The organism is Kitasatospora sp. NPDC090308 (assembly GCF_044769485.1).
GTDB lineage: Bacteria > Actinomycetota > Actinomycetes > Streptomycetales > Streptomycetaceae > Kitasatospora > Kitasatospora fiedleri.
The window spans coordinates 426,110-444,168 of sequence record NZ_JBIVXY010000003.1; the positions used below are offsets into that span (position 1 = coordinate 426,110).

The window sequence follows — 18,059 nt, forward strand, 5'->3', positions numbered from 1 at the left end:
AACCCGCCGACCGGCCGCCGAGATCGGTCAACCGGCGTAGAGCTCCTCGATGTCCGCCGCGTACCGCTCTGCCACCGCCGCCCGGCGGATCTTCAACGAGGGCGTCAACAGCCCCTCCTCCAGGGAGAACTCGCGCGGCAGCAGCCGGAACGCCCGGATCGACTCGGCCCGCGACACCGTGGTGTTCGCCGCCCCCACCGCCCGCTGCACCTCCTGGTGCAGCTCCGGGTCGGTGAGCGCCTGCCACGTCTCCAGCGGCGGCCGTCCGCGCGCCCGCAGCCAGTGCGCCAGCGCCACCGCGTCCAGCGTGATCAGCGCCGCCAGGTACGGCCGGTCGTCGCCCACGATCAGGCACTGCGCGATCAGCGGGTGCGCCCGCACCCGCTCCTCCAGCACCGCCGGGGCCAGGTTCTTGCCGCTGGAGGTGACGATCACCTCCTTCTTGCGGCCGGTCAGCGTCAGGTAGCCGTCCTCGTCCAGCACCCCCAGGTCCCCGGTGGCCAGCCAGCCCCGGCACAGCGCCTCGTCCGAGCAGCGCGGGTGGTTGAGGTACCCGGAGAACACGCCCGGGCCCTTCACCCACACCTCGCCGTCCTCGGCGATCGCCACCGTCGAACCCGGCAGCGGACGCCCCACCGTGCCGAACTTCGGCCGCCGCGGCGGGTTCGCGGTCACCGGCGCGGACGACTCGGTCAGCCCGTAGCCCTCGTACACCGTCATGCCCGCGCCCGCGAAGAACAGCCCCAGCTCCCGGCCCAGCATCGACCCGCCGGTCATCACCGCCCGCACCCGGCCGCCCAGCACCTCCCGCACCCGCTGGTACACCAGCCGCTCGTACGCGGCGTGCCGCACCCGCAGCGCCGGCGAGGGGCCCGGGCCGGTGCGGTGCGCCCGGCGCTCCCAGGCCGCCGCCCACTCGACGGCCACCCGCTCGGCCTGCTCGAACAGCTCCAGCCGGCCCGCCGCCTCGGCGGCCTCCCGGGCCCGTCGGTGGATCTTCTCGAAGACGTACGGCACCGCGTGCAGGAAGGTCGGCCGGAACGCGGCCAGGGCCGGCAGCAGGCTGTCCGAGGCCAGCTTCGCGTGGTGGCCGATCCGGATCCCGCCGCGCACCGCCGCCACCTGGGTCAGCCGCCCGAACACGTGCGCCAGCGGCAGGAACAGCAGGGTGGCCGGCTGCCCGCCGTCGGTGTCGCGGAACACCTCGTCCCAGCCCGCCAGCAGGGCGTCCGCCACCGCCGCGAAGTTGCCGTGGGTCAGCAGGCAGCCCTTGGGGCGGCCGGTGGTGCCCGAGGTGTAGATGACGCTGGCCAGCGAGTCCGCCGTCACCCCCAGCCGCTGACGGTGCACCAGCGCGTCCGGCACGCCCGCGCCGTCCGCCGCCAACTGGGCCACGCAGCCGCGGTCCAGCTGCCAGATGCCGGTCAGCTCCGGCAGCGCGTCGCACACCGCGCCGACCGTCATCGCCTGGTCCTCGTCCTCCACCACGCAGGCCACCGCCGAGGTCTCCGCCAGGATCCAGCGGACCTGGTCGGCCGAGGCCGTCGGGTACACCGGCACCGGGATCGCCCCCACCGACCAGAGCGCGTAGTCGAACAGCGTCCACTCCCAGCGGGTCGCCGACATCACCGCGACCCGGTCGCCGTAGCGCACCCCCCGGGTCAGCAGGCCCTTGGCCAGCGCCAGCACCTCGTCGCGGAACCCGGCCGCCGTCACCGGCGTCCAGACGCCGTCCACCAGCCGCGACATCAGCGACAGCCGCGGCTCCCGCTCGGCCCGGTCGAACACCGAGTCGGCCAGCCCGCCGGCCGGCCCGCCGCCCAGCGCGGGGCTGCTGAACTCTCGCACGGTACCCCCCGATCCCGCCCCGATCCCGCCCCGAACCACCCACCCGGACCCGGCCCGCACGGCCCGGTCCGCCCGGCCGGCCGAGGGCCGGACCGCGGTACCGGCGAAGCTACCCGATCGGCGCGGCGCTGCCCAGAGTCACCGTCCGGCGACGCCCCGCACCGGAGGAAGCCCCGCAGGTCGGGGCCATGCCAGACCCCGGCGGGGAAATTAAAGGACGATCCGGACAACAGCCGATCACGATGCACTTCCACCCTACGAACGGGCGGTCAGGAAGTAGTAGGCTCGCGGCTCTCGAACCCGCCCGCACCCACCCCTGCCCGCGCGCACCCGCCCCCGCCCGCCCGCGTCCGACAACCTTCCCGCCCGAGGACCACTAAGGACCCGTATGCGCCTGCGCCGCAGCTCGATCCGCGCGAGGATCGTCGCGCTGCTCCTGGTGCCCATCGCGGCGCTCAGCGGCCTGTGGGTGTACGCCACGCTCGTCACCACCGGCGACGTGTGGAGCCAGATCGACCTCGGCTCCACCTACACCGCCTTCGGCGACCCCGCCGACCGGTACGCCTACGACCTCCAGCAGGAACGCGCCGCCGCCGTGCTGCGGCTGGCCGCCCCCGCGAACGCCGGCTACGCCGCCGCCTACGACAAGGCCCGCACCACCACCGACCGCGACCTCCAACTGCTGCGCTACCAGGGCACCAGCCACGACGCCGGCAAGCTCGACGCCGACCAGCGCGCCCGCTACCAGGACGTGCTCGCGGTCGCCGACCAGCTCGGCGCGATCCGCAACCAGATCGCCCAGTCCCGGCAGAGCTGGGACGGCGCGCTCAAGGACTACAGCGACCTGATCAACCCGGTCTTCGCGTTCCGCTCCTCCTTCATCGCCAAGCAGACCGGCTCGCTGCCCCGCCAGGGCACCATCCTGGTCGAGCTCTCCCGGGCCGGCGAGTACCTCTCCCAGGAGACCGCCGCGATGCGCGCCCTGCGGGCCGCCACCCTGGCCGACGCCCAGGACCCGCGCAAGCAGCAGGTCGCCCTGGACGCCATGAACGCCCAGCAGGCGCTGTTCCGGATCTACATCGCCGAACTCGACGACCAGGACCGGCAGGCGTACAACGCGCTGCGCCTGGGCTGGAACTGGAGCTGGCTCACCGCCGCCGAGACCGGCTTCGACAAGGCCGCCGACCGGGCCCTGGAGGTGCGCGGCGGCCCCACCGACTCCTGGGGCGACCCCGCCGACAAGGTCCTCACCGACATCGACGCGATCAACTCCCGGCTGGCCAAGGAACTCGGCGACCGGGCCCGCGACAGCGCGATCGACGCCCTGGTGCGCGGCGGCACGGCCGGCCTGATCGGCCTCACCGCGGTCGTCCTGTCGATCGTCATCTCCTACCGCACCGGCCGCCGCCTGGTGCGCGAACTCGTCGGCCTGCGCAACGCCGCCGCCGACCTGTCCGCCACCCGGCTGCCCTCCGTGATGCTCCGGCTGCGCCGCGGCGAGGCCGTCGACGTGGTCACCGAGGTGCCCCAACTGGAGTTCGGCGCGGGGGAGATCGGCCAGGTCGGCCGGGCCTTCAACGAAGTCCAGCGGGTCGCCGTCGAGGCCGCCGTCGAACAGGCCGAACTGCGCCGCGGCGTCTCCGCCGTCTTCGTCAACCTGGCCCGCCGCTCCCAGGTGCTGCTGCACCGCCAGCTCACCCTGCTCGACACCATGGAGCGCCGCACCGAGGACCCGCGCGAACTGGAGGACCTGTTCCGGCTCGACCACCTCACCACCCGCATGCGCCGCCACGCCGAGGGCCTGATCATCCTCTCCGGCGGCTCGCCCGGCCGCGCCTGGCGCAAGCCGGTCCGGATGGTCGACGTGGTGCGCGCCGCCGTCGGCGAGGTCGAGGACTACGCCCGGGTGCAGGTGCGCCCGTTCCCCGGCACCGGCCTGCTCGGCTCCGCGGTCGCCGACGTCACCCACCTGGTCGCCGAACTCGTCGAGAACGCCACCGTGTTCTCGCCGCCGCAGACCCAGGTCACCGTCCAGGGCGAGGTGGTCGCGCACGGCTTCTGCCTGGAGATCGACGACCGCGGCCTCGGCCTGGGCGAGCAGCACCTTGAGGAGATCAACCAACGCCTGTCCGTGGAGCAGGAGTTCGACCTCGCCGACACCGACCGGCTCGGCCTGTTCGTGGTCTCCCGGCTGGCCCGCCGGCACGGCATCCGGGTGCACCTGCGGCCCAGCCCCTACGGCGGCACCTCCGCGGTCGTGCTGATCCCGCGCGAACTGCTCGCCGAGACCGTCGAGACCGCCCCCGACGCACCCCGGCAGGGCGCCGAGGACACCGGCACCCACCGCCGCCCGCCCGCCCCGGCCGCCGCCTCCACCGCGGTCGCCGTCCCGGCCCGCGGCCAGGGCGCGCACGCCGCGCCCGCCGCCGCGCTCGGCGGGCCCCGCCCGTCCGAGGCCGAGCCGTCCCGCACCCCCGGCGGGCTGCCCCGCCGCCGGGCCGCCGCCGCGGCCCCGCAGGCCGCCGCCGGGGGCACCGGGCGCCACCGCCGCCCCGAGGAGGACGGCGAGCGGCCCGCGCTGCCCGCCGCCGCCTCCACCGCCACCGCCGCCGGACCGGCCGCCGGACCGGCCGCCGGACCGGCGCTCACCCCGGTGGCCGGCGGGCTGCTGCCCAAGCGGGTCCGGCAGGCCAGCCTGGCCCCGCAACTGCGGCCCGGCGCCGAACCGGAGGCCGCCGAACCGGCCCGCGAGCGCGACCCCGAGGAGGCCCGCTCCGCGTTCGCCTCCTTCCAGCGCGGCTTCGCCCGCGGCCGCGGCGACCGGCTCCAGCCCGCCTCGCTCACCGTGGTGCGCTCCGAGCCGGAGTCCCCCGACGGCGCCCGCACCCCCGAGCGGCCCGCGCCGCTCCGCCCCCCGGGGCCCGGACAGCCGCCCCGGCTCCGGATCGCGCTGCCGTCCGCACCGGTGCCGCACGCGCTGCCCGCCGCCCCCGCCCGCTCCGTCCCGCCGGCGCACCCGACGCCGACCGCACCGCCCGCACCAGCAGAAGGAACCGAATCATGACCGCAACAACACCGCCGTCCGGGGACCTCGACTGGCTCCTCAACGACCTGGTCGGCCGGGTGGCGACCCTTCGGCATGCGGTGATCCTGTCCAGCGACGGCCTGGCCACCGGCGTCTCCAGCGGCCTGGACCGGGAGGACGCCGAACACCTCGCGGCGGTCGCCGCGGGCTTCCACAGCCTCGCCAAGGGCGCCGGACGGCACTTCCGGGTCGGCGGCGTCCGGCAGACCATGGTCGAGCTGGACGACGCCTTCCTGTTCATCACCGCCGCCGGCGACGGCAGCTGCCTGGCCGTGCTCAGCGACGCCGAGTCCGATGTGGGCCAGATCGCCTACGAGATGGCACTGTTGGTCAAGCGCGTCGGCGAGCACCTGGCCGCCGAGCCGAGGACCGACACCACGCCGCCCGGGAGATGACCGATTCGATGAGCGAGCCCGAGCCGACCGAGCCGACCGGGGCCCCCGCCCCGGCCGACCTCAGCGGTGCGACCGCGGACGGGCAGGCGGCCGGCGAAGGACCGGCCGACCTGTTCGCCCCCCGCACCCCGGTGGACGACCGCTGGTTCGACGACGAGGCCGGACCGGTGGTCCGGCTCTTCTCCATGACCAGGGGGCGCGCCCGCCCGGTCGACGACGGCCTGTTCGACCTGATCTCGCTGGTCACCGCCGCCGGGCCGGACCCCGGCCCCGGCGGCGCCCGGCCCGAGCTCACGCCCGACCTCACGCTCGACCCGGAACACCACGCGATCCTCGAACTCTGCCGCGACGAGCCGCTGAGCGTCGCCGAGCTGGGGTCCTACACCGACCTGCCGGTGAGCGTGGTCCGGGTCCTGCTCGGGGACCTCCACGACGCCGACCTGATCAGCGTCACCCGACCCGTCCAGCTCGCCCAACAACCGGACGAGCGCCTGCTGCGAGACGTGATCAATGGCCTCCGTGCACTCTGACGCCCCGTCGTCCCCCGCCGCCCGCAAAGCCCCCTGGGGCGCCGACGCGGTCAAGATCCTGATCGCCGGCGGCTTCGGCGCGGGCAAGACCACCCTGGTGGGCGCGGTCAGCGAGATCCGCCCGCTGCGCACCGAGGAGCTGCTCAGCGAGGTCGGCCGGCCGGTCGACGACACCGCCGGGGTGGAGGCCAAGCGCACCACCACCGTCGCCATGGACTTCGGCCGGATCGACCTCCGGCCCGGCCTGGCCCTCTACCTGTTCGGCACCCCCGGCCAGGACAGGTTCTGGTTCGTCTGGGACGAGCTGGCCCGCGGCGCCCTCGGCGCGGTCGTCCTCGCCGACACCCGGCGGCTGGCCGACTCCTTCCCCTCGGTCGACTACTTCGAGCAGCGCGGCATCCCGTTCGTGGTCGCCGTCAACTGCTTCGAGGGCACCGAGGTCTACGCCCCCGAGGACGTCCGCGCCGCGCTCGACCTGCCGGCCGGGGTGCCGGTGCTGCTGTGCGACGCCCGGCGGCGCGAGGACGGCAAGGAGCTGCTGATCCGGCTGGTCGAGCACGCGGCGGCCCGTGCCGGGGTGCGGCTGTAGCACCGCCGGGGCGCGCCCGCAGCACCGCCGCGGCACCGTCGTGGCGCGCCCGTGACGCGGCCGTCGTGGGGCTGTCGTGGGGCTGTCGTGTGTCCGTTGCACTGCCACTGAAGACTTCTGACGTCCGTGCAGGTCAGCGCGGTGGCGTCCGGATGGTGGACGGTTTCCGTCTCGGTCTGCGGATGGGGTGGTGCAGTGGGTTGCCTTCCGGGCACCGGGCGTGGAAGTCTCGTACCCGTGCCCGCCGCCGTTCCGCCGCGGGCCCGACACCATTTCGGGGGAGGAGCAGCGCCATGACCGTCTCGGTCCGCCTCGCCGCACTCCCCGTGCTCACCGTCCGCCGGTACATCGACCACGGCCGGATCTACAGCACCTGCTGTCGCTGACGCACCGCCACTCCTCCCCGCTCGACGCCGGGGAGTGGCGGTTCCGTGCGTCCCGACGACCCCCTGCCGCGCTCCGGAGAGCAGCCGTGCACCTTCGCACCCTCCTCGAACCGTTCTGGCCCTCGCGCCGGAACCACCACTTCGACCAGACCTGTCGGCGCGCACCCCGCGCCTCCCGGCCCCGGACCTGACCCACCGTCAACCCCCGTGCGCCGGAAGCGCAGACGACGACCACCCCCCGACCGTCACGCGCGAAAGAGCCCTCACATGTCGTACGCCACCGCCACCGCCACCGCCGCCACCACCTCGACTCCGCACCTGCGCGCGGTCCGCGCCCTCCCCAACCTCGCCCCCGCCACCACCGTGACCGAGCACCGGCGGCCGATCCCGCCGCGGTCGGTGGGCGCGGCCGTCGCCCCCGCCCCGGTGTCCGTCGCCCCGGCCCCCGCGCCGGAGAGCCTGCTGGCCGGGCTCCAGGACGGCGCGGCCGTGGTCGCCGCCCTCCCGCAGTCCGTCCTGCCGCAGGCGCTGCTGGCGCAGCTCGGCGCGGCCAACTCCCCGCTGGTGGGCTACCTGGTGCTGGTGCCCGCGGAGAGCCAGAGCGCCGCCGCCACCACCGCCGCGGTCGCCGAGGCCCCCGCGGCCCGCCCGTTCACCCGCCCCGCCGACAGCGGCATCTCCGTCGACCTGGACCGCCGCAACGCGTACGTCGACGGCTCCCTGCTCGACCTCACCTACCTCGAGTTCGAGCTCCTCGCCCACCTCACCGAGCACCCGCACCGGGTGCACACCCGCGACCAGCTGGTCCACACCGTCTGGGGCTACGGCCACGTCGGTGACGGCCGCACCGTCGACGTGCACGTCGCCCGCCTGCGCCGCAAGCTCGGCGCGGCCTACCGCGACACGATCGTCACCGTCCGCCGGGTCGGCTACAAGTACGCGCCGGCCGCGTAGCGGGCGCGACGCGCGACGGGGGAACGCGCGCGAGCGGTACCCACCGGCGAGGCCGTGGCCGGGACGACGACAGGTCGTCCCGGCCACGGCCTCGCCGCGTGTTCAGCGCTGGTCCGGGGGGAGCAGGAGGACCGCCAGGGCCCGGGCGCAGGTGTGGGCGTGGGCGAGGGTGCGGGGGAGCGCCTCGTCGGGCAGGTGGGCGGGGGTGGAGCGGACGGCGAGGGCGAAGCGGGCGGTGCCGGCGCGGTCGAGCACGGGGACGGCCAGGGTGCGGACGCCGGTGGCGGACTCGCCGTCGTTGAGGGCGTAGCCGCGCTCGCGGGTGCGGGCGAGTTCGGCGTCGAGGGCGGCCGGGTCGGTGAGGGTGCGCGGCGTGTAGGCGGGCAGCGGTCCGCGCAGCGGCGTCTCGGCGGGGGAGGGCCAGGCGAGCAGCACCTTGCCGAGCGCGGTGGAGTGCAGCGGGCGGCGCAGGCCGAGGCCGATGGAGGGCAGGACGGAGCCGCCGACCAGGATCACGGCGTGCGGGCCGGAGCGGATGGCGAGGTCGGCGGTGGCGCCGGTGCGCCGGGCCAGCTCGGTGAGTTCGGGGCCGGCCAGGTGCAGTCCGCGTTGGTGGAAGCTGAGTTGGCCGAGTTCGGCGACGGCCGGGCCGAGCCGGTAGCGGGCGGTGCGCTCGTCCTGGTCGAGGAAGCCGGTGGCGACCAGGGTGCGGGCCAGGCGGTGCGCGGTGGAGACGGACAGGCCCATCCGGCGGGCGAGTTCGGAGGCGCTCAGGTCGGGCCCGTTGTCGTGGAAGCAGTGCAGCAGGCCCAGCGCCCGGTGGACCGCCTGGGCGCCGGTCGGCGGGGCGGGGAGGGTTCCGGGGCCGGGCATCGCACCTCTTCGTGGGTCGGCTCGTCGGGTCAACTTCCGTGCTTTTACCAGGATATGGGAGTGATCACTGCGGCAGTGTGTCGGCAGTATTGCGGCTGTCCGGCCTTCCGTGAACAGGTGATCCCATCATCTGGCAAGGCTTGATTCCACCCCCGGCCGGGTGGAACGCTCAGCTCACCAGCCGGTCCGAACAGGAAGGAGTCCACCGTGAAGACGTACCGGGGCCACTCCTCCTGTTGTCGCTGACCGCGCCCGAAGCCCTCTTCCCGCCGCGCCCGCCTTCCCACCATGCGGAAGGCTCGGCGCGCGCCGCCCGCTGATCCCCGGAGCCCCGCCATGAGCACGTCCCCCGCCGCGCCGCCGTACCCCGACACCCTGTGGTTCACCCGCTGCCCCGTGCCGACCGCCACCGGCATCGCCGCCGACCGGGGCTGGCTGGCCGAGGAGTTCGCGGCCGAGGGCATCGCGGTGCGCTCCCTCCAGGACGTCCCGCCGGAGGTCGCCGCCGACCACCACTACACCCACGCGCTGGCCGGGCTCTTCCGCGAGGGCGGCAACGTCCCGGCGCTGTGGGCGCGTTCGCGTGGCGAGCGGACCAGGCTGATCGGCCTGACCTGGATCGAGGAGCGGCAGAGCGTCCTGGTCCGGGAGGGCAGCGGCATCACCTCCGCCGAGCAGCTGCGCGGACGGCGGCTCGCCCTGCCCCGGCACCCGATCGCCATCGACTTCTGGCGGGCGATGGCGCTGGCCGGCCACCACGGGGCGCTCGCCTCGGCCGGGCTCACCCTCGACGACGCCGAACCGGTCGACGTCGAGGCGGCCCCCGGCGGCGGCCAGTGGGAGGCCGAACTCGCCGCGCTGGCGGACGGCCGGGTGGACGCCGTGTACGTGAAGGGCGCGCTCGCCGTCGAGGCCGCCCGCCGCCACGGGGCCGTCCCCGCCGTGGAGTTGGACGCGCTGCCGGACCGCCGGCACCGGGTCAACAACGGCACCCCGCGCCCGATCACCGTCCACCAGCAACTGCTGGACGAGCACCCCGAGCTGGTGGCCCGCTTCTTGGCCGTCCTGCTGCGGGCCGCCGACTGGGCGGCCGGGCAGCCGGGCGAGGTGGCCCGCATCCTCGGCGCCGAGACCGGCGCCGGTCCCGAGGGCGTCGCCGGCGCGTACGCCGAGGGCGGCCACCGCACCCTGCACCCCGACCTGTCCGCCGACCGCCTCGACCTGCTCGCCCGGCAGGAGGAGTTCCTGCACGCCCACGGCTTCCTCGCCGACCGGGTCGACGTCCACGCCTGGGCCGACCCCGCCCCGCTGGCCGCCGCCCGCGACCTGCTCGCGCGGCGGCCGTGACCGCCCGCCCCCTCCGGCCCTCCTGATCCCCCGCTGACCCCCGCTCGGCACCCCCCTGTTGGAGAGACCCATGCACACCCCCGTCCGCCGCCGCTCCCTGCTCGCCGCCACCGCCCTGACCGCCGTCGCCGCACTCGCCCTGACCGCCTGCGGCTCGTCCGCCGAGAACGCCGCGGCCTCGGCCGACGGGAAGGGCGGCGCGGAGGTGGTGCTGAGAGTGCCGGACCCCGGCAACTCCGGCTTCCTCGCCAAGGGGAAGCAGGACGGCTCGCTGGACAAGGCGCTGGCCGCCGTGCACGCCAAGGTGACCTGGACCGGCAGCGCCGGCCCGTTCGCCCCCGCCGCGCAGGCCCTGAACGCCGACCAGCTGGACGTCGCCCAGGGCTCGATCACCTCGGCGGTCGCCGCGCTCGCCCAGAAGCCCGGCTTCAAGCTGTTCTCGCAGACCGAGCCCGACCAGGCCGGCGAGGGCATCCTGGTGAAGAACGGCTCGCCGATCAAGGAGGTCAAGGACCTGGTCGGCCGGAAGGTCGCCGTCTCGCAGGGCGGCACCTCCGAGTACCTGCTGCTCAAGGCACTGGAGAAGAACGGCATCCCGGCCGACAAGGTCGAGCGGGTCTACCTGCGGGCCGACCAGACCTCCGGCGTCTTCAACTCCGGGCAGGTCGACGCCTGGGCGACCTGGAACACCTTCTCGATCCCCGCCATCGCCAACGCCGACGCGCACTTCCTGGTCGACGGCAAGGCCGTCGGCAGCGACAACTACGCGGTGTGGGCGGTGCGTTCGGCCTTCGCCGACAAGCACCCCGAGGTGGTGCGGGCGTTCTACGACTACCTGCACGAGAACGGCGCCAAGGAGAAGGCCGACCCGGCCGCCTACCTCAACGTCTTCACCGACGCCGGGCCGACCGCCGTCACCCCCGCCGAGCGGACGATCGCGGTCGACTTCGGCAGGCAGCGCGCCGTGGACGCCCCGATCACCGCCGCCGACACCGCCCGCTTCGACGTGGTCGCCAAGTTCTACGCCGACCAGGGCGTCACCAAGACCCAGGTGGACGTCAAGCCCTACCTGATCGACATCAACTCCCTCGCCGGGAGCGGGAAGTGACCACCGCCACCACCACCGGCGGGGCCACCACCGGCGGCACCGAAGCGGCGACCGGCACCGAGGCGGCCCGGGCCGCCGGGCTGGTCGCCCCCCGGGCCCGGGCCGCCACGACCCGGCCGCGCGGCGTCTCGCTCGCCCTGCGCACCCTGGGCCCGCTGGTCCTGCTCGCCGCCTGGCAGATCTCCTCCGCGACCGGCGCGCTCACCCCCGACGTGCTCGCCTCGCCCGGCCAGGTCGTCCAGGCCGTACGGGAGTTGTGGGGCAACGGGCAGCTCACCGACGCGCTGTCCACCTCGCTGACCCGGGCCGCCCTCGGCCTGCTGTTCGGCGCCGGCGCCGGCCTGGTGCTCGGCGTGGTCACCGGCTTCTTCCGGCTCGGCGAGGAACTGCTCGACTCCGCCGTCCAGGTGCTGCGCACCGTCCCGTTCCTGGCGCTGGTGCCGCTGTTCATGGTCTGGTTCGGCATCACCGAGACCGCGAAGATCGCGCTGATCGGCGTCGCCACCTCCTTCCCGATGTACGTCTCCACCTCCGGCGGCGTCCGCAACACCGACCGCAAGCTCGTCGAGGCGATGCGCAGCTTCGGGCTCTCCCGCTGGGCGATCGTCCGCGAGGTGGTGCTGCCCGGCGCGCTGCCCGCGCTGCTGTCCGGGCTGCGGCTGTCGATGACGCTCAGCGTGATCGCGCTGATCGCCGCCGAGGAGATCAACTCCACCGAGGGGATCGGCTACCTGATGGCCCAGGCGCAGAACTTCTCGCGCACCGACGTGCTCGCCGTCTGCATCCTGATCTACGGCCTGCTCGGCCTGGCCGCCGACGGCGCGGTGCGCGTCCTGGAACGCGTGCTGATGCCCTGGCGCCCCGGCACCGGACGGCGGGGGGCCGGACGATGAGCGACACCCGCACCCCCGCCGTCCACCTCCGGGGCCTGCGCCGGGTGTTCGGCACCCGCGCCGTCCTGGACGGCGTCGACCTGGACATCGCCCGCGGCGAGTTCCTGGCCCTGCTCGGCGCGTCCGGCACCGGCAAGACCACCCTGCTGCGCATCCTCGGCGCGCTCGACCGGGCCGACGGGGGCACCGTGCTCGTGCCGCCCTCGCGGACCGTGGTCTTCCAGGAGCCCCGGCTGATCCCGTCCAAGCGCGTCCTGGGCAACGTCACCGTCGGCCTGCCGCGCGGCGCCGCCACCCGGGAGACCGGCCGCCGGGCCCTGGCCGAGGTCGGCCTCGCCGACCACGCCGACGCCTGGCCCGGCACCCTCTCCGGCGGCGAGGCGCAGCGCGCCGCGCTCGCCCGGGCCCTGGTCCGGGAGCCCGAACTGCTGCTGCTGGACGAGCCGTTCGCCGCCCTGGACGCGCTCACCCGGCTGCGCATGCAGGACCTGGTCGGCGAACTGTGCCGCAAGCACCGGCCCGCCGTCCTGCTGGTCACCCACGACGTGGACGAGGCGATCCGGCTCGCCGACCGGGTGGCCGTCCTGCGCGACGGCGCGCTCGTCCGCGACGAGACCGTCGCCGTCGACCACCCCCGGGACCCGGCCGACCCCGACTTCGCGGCGCTGCGCCGCCGCCTGCTCGCCGACCTCGGCGTGCACCGGGACACCGCACCGCAGCACGCCAACTGACCCACCGCCCGAGAGAAGAGACCGCCATGACCGTCACCGTCGGTGTGCACCGCTCCAACCCGTCGCTCTACCACCTGGCCCGACTCGACTACCTCCAGCAGGAGTTGGCCCCGCTCGGCGAGAGCGCCGAGTTCCACCACTACACGGACGGCACCAGGACCGGCCCCTACCTGGCCGACGGCACCATCGACTTCGGCGGCACCGGCTCCACCCCGCCGATCACCGCCCAGGCCGCCGGCCACGACATCGTCTACACCGCCGTCTCCGCGCCCCGCCCCGACCACGGCGCGCTGCTGGTCGCCGCCGACGGCCCGGTGCACTCCGTCGCCGACCTGAAGGGCGCCACCGTGGTGCTCGGGATCGGCTCCTGGCAGACCCACCTGCTCGCCAAGGCCCTGCACCAGCACGGACTTTCGTACCGCGACGACATCAGCGCCGAGCGCCCGGCCGGGGACGAGGCCGAGCGGCTGCGCGACGGCCGGATCGCCGGCTGGATCGCCCAGGGCGCGGAACTCGCCGCCGCCCGCCGCACCGGCGAGTTCCGCGAACTGATCCGGACCGGGGACGTCATCACCGACCGCTCGGTGTTCTTCGCCCGCCGCGAACTCGCCGTCCAGCGGCCCGAGGTGGTCGCCGCCATCGTCACCGCCCTCCAGCGCGCCGACCACTGGGCCGCCGCCCACCCCGCCGAGGCCGCCGCGCTCGCCGCCGAGGACCAGGGCGGCGAGGCCGCCGACTGGCACACCGCGCTCGCCGCGCTGCCCTGGCGGCTGGAGCCCGCCACCGCCGCGTTCGTCGCCGAGCAGCAGGAGGCCGCCGACATCTTCCACGGCGTCGGCTTCATCGACCGCCCCGTCACCGTCGCCGACATCCACCTGCCCGAGCTGGAGCAGCCCGTCGCCGCCGCCATCGCCCGCGCCGCGCAGGAAGGCTGAGCGCCGTGGCCACCGAAGTCCTCTGGTACCTGATCCCGCGCGAGGGCCACTACCCGTGGGAGCCCGAAGGCCGCCGCCCGGTCGACCTCGGCTACCTCCAGCACCTGGCCGCCACGGTCGAGCGGCTCGGCTACACCGGCGCGCTGCTGGCCACCGACCAGTACGACGTGTGGGCGCTCGGCTCCGCGCTGGCCGCCGCCACCGGCCCCGGCTTCCAGCCGCTGCTGGCCGTCCACCCCGGCCTGATCTCGCCCACCCTGCTGGCCAAGATGGCGCTCTCCTTCGAGCACCTGCACGGCCCCGGCCGGCTGCGCTTCAACGTGGTCAACGGCTCCACCGGCCAGCTGCGCGAGTACGGCCTGCACGTCGAGCACGACGACCGCTACCGGCTGTCCGCCGAGTACTGGAGCCTGGTCAAGCGCCTCACCAGCGGCGAAGTCTTCGACCACGAAGGCGAGTTCTACCAGCTCAAGAACGCCGGGGCCTCGCTGCGCGACCTGCCGCCGCTGCGCGAGGGCCACATCCCGCTCTGGTTCGGCGGCTCGTCCCCGGCCGGCATCGAGGTCGCCGCCGAGCACGTCGACGTCTACCTCACCTGGGGCGAACCCCCGCACCTGCTCAAGGAGAAGCTGGAACGCGTCCGCGAACGCGCCGCCGCCCACGGCCGCACCCTGCGGCTCGGCCTGCGCCTGCACCTGATCGTCCGCGACACCGAGGAACAGGCGTGGGCCGCCGCCGACCGGCTGCTCGACGTCACCAGCGAGGCCACCTACGCCCGCCAGCTCGGCGGCCGGGCGGGCGAGGACGGCGTCGGCTGGCAGCGCCAGTTCCGCCAGCACGGCGGCCGGGTCCCGGCCCGCGCCCGCGAGCTGGAGACCCACCCCAACCTGTGGCCCGGCATGAGCCTGTTCCGCCCCGGCCCCGGCACCGCCGTGGTCGGCTCCACCGAGCAGGTCGTCGAACGGCTGCGGGAGTTCCAGGAGTTGGGCGTGGACACCTTCATCCTGTCCGGCAACCCGCTGCTGGAGGAGGCGTACCGGGTCGCCGAGACCGTCCTGCCGAAGCTGCACCCCTGAGTGCGCCCCTGAGCCCGGACCGCCCGAGCCCGGACCGGCGGGCGGCCGAACTTCCCCCGGCCGCCCGCCCGTCCACCCGGCTCCTCGCCCGGCCGGCCGCCTACCCGGTCGGCTACCTGCTCAGCCGGTCGATCTCGGCCAGCTCCTCGGCGGTCAGCGGACCGGCCGCCAGCGCGTCCAGGTTCTGGTCCAGCTGCTTCACGCTGGAGGCGCCGATGATCACCGACACCACCCGCTCGTCCCGCAGCACCCAGGACAGCGCCAGCTGCGCCAGGCTCTGCCCGCGGCCCTCCGCGACCTTCGCCAGCGCCCGCAGCTGCTCCAGCTTGGCGTCCGTCAGCGCCTCCTCCTTCAGGAAGTGGCCCACCGACATCCGCGACCCGGCCGGCACGTCACCCGACAGGTAACGGTCCGTCAACAGGCCCTGCGCCAGCGGCGAGTAGGCGATCAGCGCGGTCTGCGTCTCGCCCACCGCGTCCAGCAGGCCCTGCTCCGGCTCCCGGTTCAGGATCGAGTAGCTGGCCTGGTTCAGCAGGCACGGCGTGCCCAGCTCGCGCAGGATCGCCACCGCCTCCCGGTGCTGCTCCGCCGGGTAGTTGGAGATCGCCGCGTACAGCGCCCGGCCCGAGCGCACCGCCGTGTCCAGCGCCCCCATGGTCTCCTCCAGCGGGACGGTCGGGTCCCACCGGTGCGAGTAGAAGACGTCGACGTAGTCCAGGCCCATCCGGCCCAGCGACTGGTCCAGGCTGGCCAGCAGGTACTTGCGGCTGCCGCCGTCCCCGTACGGGCCCGGCCACATGTCCCAGCCCGCCTTCGAGGCGATGAACAGCTCGTCCCGGAACGGGCGGAAGTCCTGCGCGAACAGGTAGCCGAAGTTGCGCTCCGCGCTGCCGTACGGCGGGCCGTAGTTGTTCGCCAGGTCGAAGTGGGTCACCCCCCGGTCGAAGGCCCGGCGCAGCACCGCGCGCTGCACGTCCAGCGGCTGGGTGTCACCGAAGTTGTGCCACAGGCCGAGCGACACGGCGGGCAGCTGCACGCCGCTGCGCCCGGCGCGGCGGTAGGTCATCGAGGCATAGCGGTCGTCCGCAGGGAGGAAGCTCATGACCAGCATCCTGCCAGGTGGCGACCCCCGGCGGGACCAACGGCCCTGCCCCCGGACACCGCCCCGGCGTAGCCTGGCCGGGCGGGCACCGCGGCGCGCCACCGCCCGTGACAGCGCGTGAGGGCGGGTGACGGCGCGCGTGACGGCCCGCGTGACAGCACCAGGAGGACACCGCCGTGGCACTGCCGGACATCACCAGCCGGGCCGACCTGGAACGGGCCCTCCGGCTCTTCTACCGCGCCGCCTTCGCCGACCCGCTGATCGGCCCGCACTTCACCGAGGTCGCCCGCCTCGACCTGGAGGCCCACCTCCCCCGGATCACCGACTTCTGGGAGAGCGCCCTGCTGCGCACCGCCGCCTACCGCGGCAACGCGCTCGCCCCGCACGCCGCCCTGCACGCCGTCGCCCCGCTCACCGCCGCGCACTTCGGCCGCTGGGTCCAGCTCTGGCGCGCCACCCTCGACGGCCGCCACACCGGCCCCGTCACCGAACGCGCCAAGGCCCAGGCCCAGCGGATCGCCGTCGCCATGCTGCGCCGCCTGGACGGGGGCGGCACCGACGGCGGCAGCGGCGGCTTCGTCCCGCTCGCGGCCGTCCGCCTGGCCTCCGGCGGCGCCGCGCCCTGACGGCCGGGCGACGCGTTCCGACGGCCGGGCGCCGGGTTCCGACGGCCCGGTCAGGTGTTCGCCACCGGGCGCGGCTCGACCGGGCGCGGCTCCACCGTCCGGGCCTTCGGCGCGGCGGGCTCCGCCGCCCGGGGCTCGCGCAGGTCGGGGATGCGGCGCAGGCCGCCGCTGACGGTGCTGTAGAGGGCCAGCGCCAGCAGCACGCCCGCGTTCAGCAGCAGCACGGTGGACGCCGAGAAGTGGTCCAGCAGGGCGCCGCTGACCAGCGGGCCGAACGGGACGAACAGCGCGGGCGCGATGCCGCAGGCGGTCTGCACCCGGCCCAGCAGGTGGTCCGGGACGGAGTGCAGCCGGGCCGCGGAGATCACCGCGTTCGCGGCGGGCGAGGTCAGGCCGCACAGGCCGATCACCAGCGCCGTGAACGCCACCCCGTAGCCGAGCGCGAGCAGCGGGGTCAGCAGCGCGGTGCTCCAGCAGACCGCCAGCACCAGGGTGCGCGGGGCGAGGGTCCGTCCTGCCTTGGCGGAGAACACCGCGCCGACCAGGTTGCCCGCGCCGGACATCGCGATGATCAGCCCGTTGTGGTAGCTGCCGCCGGGCCCGGCCTGCGCGCCCTGCGCGACCAGCACCACCACGATGCCGCTGAACACGAAGTTCACCAGCGCCGCGTTCACCAGCGTGTACCGCAGGAACGCGCTGCGCCGCACCTCCACCAGCCCCGTGGTCAAGTCGCGCAGGAACGGCGGGCGTTCGGCCTTCGGACGCCCCGCGCCCGGCGTCTCCTTCGGCAGCCGCACGAACAGCACGCACAGCGCGGACGCGGCGAACGAGGCGGCGTCGACCACGAACGGCAGCACCGGCGTGACGGCGTACAGCGCGGCACCGAGCATCGGCCCGCCCAGGGTGGCGACCGCCGAGCGGGCCTGCGCCATCGACACGGCGGTGGTCAGCTGGCTGCGCGGCACCACGTGCCGCAGCGCGGCCGAGGCGGCCGGCCCGAACGGGGCGCTGAGCAGGCTGTTCAGCACGGCCAGGCCCACCGCGAGCGGCAGGTTCACCCGGTCGGCGAGCACCGCCAGCGCGAACAGCGCGAAGGCCGCGGCCCGGGCCAGGTCGCAGAAGAGCATCACGGTGCGGCGGCTCAGCCGGTCGACCAGCACGCCGGCCGGGAAGCTGGCGAACAGCGAGGAGACGATCTCGGCGAAGGTGACCAGGCCGAAGTCGGTGATCGAGTGGGTGGCCGCCAGCAGGACCAGGGGAAGCGCGATGTACGTCGCCTGCGAGCCGAACGCGGACAGGGCGTGGGCCAGCCACAGGCGCTGGTAGTCGGGGTTGCGGTACAGCGGGGTGGGCGGGGCGTCTGCCACGGCGGTCCTCCCGGATCCGGAGCGGGCGGGGAATCGGGACTGGGAATCGGGACTGGGAATCGGGCTGGAAATCGAGCGGGGAACGGAACGGCCGGGGCGGGCCGGCCCCCGGAGGTGGCCGCCCCCCCCCCCCGCCCCCCCCCCCCCCCACCGGGGGGGGGGGGGGGCCGGGGGGCCGTGTAAGGCGCGGCACACACAGCCGCCACGAACAAAT

Annotated in this window: 16 protein-coding genes; 12 read left to right on the top strand and 4 right to left on the bottom strand. The window is 75.2% G+C overall.

Annotated elements, in window-relative coordinates:
* Positions 1-27 precede the first annotated feature (27 nt).
* A complete protein-coding gene (locus ACIQVD_RS09435; RefSeq protein ID WP_400678992.1) occupies positions 28-1,848 on the bottom strand; it encodes an AMP-dependent synthetase/ligase in 1,821 nt (606 codons plus the stop codon).
* A gap of 388 nt (positions 1,849-2,236) precedes the next feature.
* Here ACIQVD_RS09435 and ACIQVD_RS09440 point away from each other — a divergent pair, with 388 nt between their 5' ends.
* The 5 genes from ACIQVD_RS09440 (at position 2,237) to ACIQVD_RS09460 (ending at position 7,787) form a co-directional block, all read left to right on the top strand.
* Positions 2,237-4,912, top strand: coding sequence for a nitrate- and nitrite sensing domain-containing protein (locus ACIQVD_RS09440; RefSeq protein WP_400678994.1), 2,676 nt, complete (start codon positions 2,237-2,239; stop codon positions 4,910-4,912).
* On the top strand, positions 4,909-5,328 hold the full coding sequence (locus ACIQVD_RS09445) for a roadblock/LC7 domain-containing protein (protein WP_400678995.1): 420 nt from the start codon (positions 4,909-4,911) through the stop codon (positions 5,326-5,328). The genes ACIQVD_RS09440 and ACIQVD_RS09445 overlap by 4 nt, the downstream gene beginning before the upstream one ends.
* 8 nt (positions 5,329-5,336) lie before the next feature.
* Entirely contained in the window at positions 5,337-5,858 is a 522-nt protein-coding gene (locus ACIQVD_RS09450; RefSeq protein WP_402287326.1) for a DUF742 domain-containing protein, read from the top strand.
* Positions 5,839-6,447 carry a GTP-binding protein gene (locus ACIQVD_RS09455; protein ID WP_400678997.1) on the top strand — a complete coding sequence of 203 codons (609 nt, stop codon included), beginning with the start codon at positions 5,839-5,841 and terminating at the stop codon, positions 6,445-6,447. Before ACIQVD_RS09450 ends, ACIQVD_RS09455 begins: the two co-directional genes overlap by 20 nt.
* Positions 6,448-7,100: 653 nt before the next feature.
* A complete protein-coding gene (locus ACIQVD_RS09460) occupies positions 7,101-7,787 on the top strand; it encodes a winged helix-turn-helix domain-containing protein (protein WP_400678998.1) in 687 nt (228 codons plus the stop codon).
* Positions 7,788-7,889: 102 nt separating this feature from the next.
* Here the strand turns inward: ACIQVD_RS09460 and ACIQVD_RS09465 are convergent, their stop codons facing one another.
* A complete protein-coding gene (locus tag ACIQVD_RS09465; protein WP_402287330.1) occupies positions 7,890-8,660 on the bottom strand; it encodes an IclR family transcriptional regulator in 771 nt (256 codons plus the stop codon).
* 336 nt (positions 8,661-8,996) lie between these two features.
* Here ACIQVD_RS09465 and ACIQVD_RS09470 point away from each other — a divergent pair, with 336 nt between their 5' ends.
* The 6 genes from ACIQVD_RS09470 to ACIQVD_RS09495 all read left to right on the top strand — a co-directional run bounded on the left by ACIQVD_RS09470 (position 8,997) and on the right by ACIQVD_RS09495 (position 14,750).
* A complete protein-coding gene (locus tag ACIQVD_RS09470; protein WP_400679000.1) occupies positions 8,997-10,007 on the top strand; it encodes an ABC transporter substrate-binding protein in 1,011 nt (336 codons plus the stop codon).
* Positions 10,008-10,077: 70 nt separating this feature from the next.
* Positions 10,078-11,115, top strand: a complete 1,038-nt coding sequence (locus ACIQVD_RS09475; RefSeq protein WP_400679001.1) for an NrtA/SsuA/CpmA family ABC transporter substrate-binding protein — start codon at positions 10,078-10,080, stop codon at positions 11,113-11,115.
* Positions 11,116-11,195: 80 nt separating this feature from the next.
* Entirely contained in the window at positions 11,196-12,008 is an 813-nt protein-coding gene (locus ACIQVD_RS09480) for an ABC transporter permease (protein WP_402287735.1), read from the top strand.
* Complete coding sequence (locus ACIQVD_RS09485) at positions 12,005-12,739, top strand: ABC transporter ATP-binding protein (RefSeq protein ID WP_402287333.1); 735 nt, start codon at positions 12,005-12,007, stop codon at positions 12,737-12,739. The genes ACIQVD_RS09480 and ACIQVD_RS09485 overlap by 4 nt, the downstream gene beginning before the upstream one ends.
* Positions 12,740-12,765: 26 nt before the next feature.
* Positions 12,766-13,674, top strand: coding sequence for an ABC transporter substrate-binding protein (locus ACIQVD_RS09490; protein ID WP_400679003.1), 909 nt, complete (start codon positions 12,766-12,768; stop codon positions 13,672-13,674).
* Positions 13,675-13,679: 5 nt separating this feature from the next.
* Positions 13,680-14,750: an LLM class flavin-dependent oxidoreductase gene (locus ACIQVD_RS09495; protein ID WP_400679005.1), complete on the top strand. Its 1,071-nt coding sequence runs from the start codon at positions 13,680-13,682 to the stop codon at positions 14,748-14,750.
* 112 nt (positions 14,751-14,862) lie between these two features.
* On the opposite strand, the gene ACIQVD_RS09500 is transcribed toward ACIQVD_RS09495, so the two are convergent.
* The gene (locus tag ACIQVD_RS09500) at positions 14,863-15,852 is read right to left on the bottom strand and encodes an aldo/keto reductase (protein ID WP_400679006.1); all 990 of its coding nucleotides are present in this window, start codon (positions 15,850-15,852) and stop codon (positions 14,863-14,865) included.
* Positions 15,853-16,028: 176 nt separating this feature from the next.
* Between ACIQVD_RS09500 and ACIQVD_RS09505 the strand changes: the two genes are divergently transcribed.
* Positions 16,029-16,478: a group III truncated hemoglobin gene (locus tag ACIQVD_RS09505; RefSeq protein ID WP_402287337.1), complete on the top strand. Its 450-nt coding sequence runs from the start codon at positions 16,029-16,031 to the stop codon at positions 16,476-16,478.
* 50 nt (positions 16,479-16,528) lie between these two features.
* Here the strand turns inward: ACIQVD_RS09505 and ACIQVD_RS09510 are convergent, their stop codons facing one another.
* Positions 16,529-17,845, bottom strand: coding sequence for an MFS transporter (locus ACIQVD_RS09510; protein ID WP_400679009.1), 1,317 nt, complete (start codon positions 17,843-17,845; stop codon positions 16,529-16,531).
* Positions 17,846-18,059 lie beyond the last annotated feature (214 nt).

What these genes read in the sequence shown, in the direction of transcription:
- ACIQVD_RS09440 (WP_400678994.1), top strand. Translation starts at nt 2,237, where the DNA reads ATGCGCCTGCGCCGCAGCTCGATCCGCGCGAGGATCGTCGCGCTGCTC.
- ACIQVD_RS09445 (WP_400678995.1), top strand. Translation starts at nt 4,909, where the DNA reads ATGACCGCAACAACACCGCCGTCCGGGGACCTCGACTGGCTCCTCAAC.
- ACIQVD_RS09450 (WP_402287326.1), top strand. Translation starts at nt 5,337, where the DNA reads ATGAGCGAGCCCGAGCCGACCGAGCCGACCGGGGCCCCCGCCCCGGCC.
- ACIQVD_RS09455 (WP_400678997.1), top strand. Translation starts at nt 5,839, where the DNA reads ATGGCCTCCGTGCACTCTGACGCCCCGTCGTCCCCCGCCGCCCGCAAA.
- ACIQVD_RS09460 (WP_400678998.1), top strand. Translation starts at nt 7,101, where the DNA reads ATGTCGTACGCCACCGCCACCGCCACCGCCGCCACCACCTCGACTCCG.
- ACIQVD_RS09465 (WP_402287330.1), bottom strand. Translation starts at nt 8,660, where the DNA reads ATGCCCGGCCCCGGAACCCTCCCCGCCCCGCCGACCGGCGCCCAGGCG.
- ACIQVD_RS09470 (WP_400679000.1), top strand. Translation starts at nt 8,997, where the DNA reads ATGAGCACGTCCCCCGCCGCGCCGCCGTACCCCGACACCCTGTGGTTC.
- ACIQVD_RS09475 (WP_400679001.1), top strand. Translation starts at nt 10,078, where the DNA reads ATGCACACCCCCGTCCGCCGCCGCTCCCTGCTCGCCGCCACCGCCCTG.
- ACIQVD_RS09485 (WP_402287333.1), top strand. Translation starts at nt 12,005, where the DNA reads ATGAGCGACACCCGCACCCCCGCCGTCCACCTCCGGGGCCTGCGCCGG.
- ACIQVD_RS09490 (WP_400679003.1), top strand. Translation starts at nt 12,766, where the DNA reads ATGACCGTCACCGTCGGTGTGCACCGCTCCAACCCGTCGCTCTACCAC.
- ACIQVD_RS09500 (WP_400679006.1), bottom strand. Translation starts at nt 15,852, where the DNA reads ATGAGCTTCCTCCCTGCGGACGACCGCTATGCCTCGATGACCTACCGC.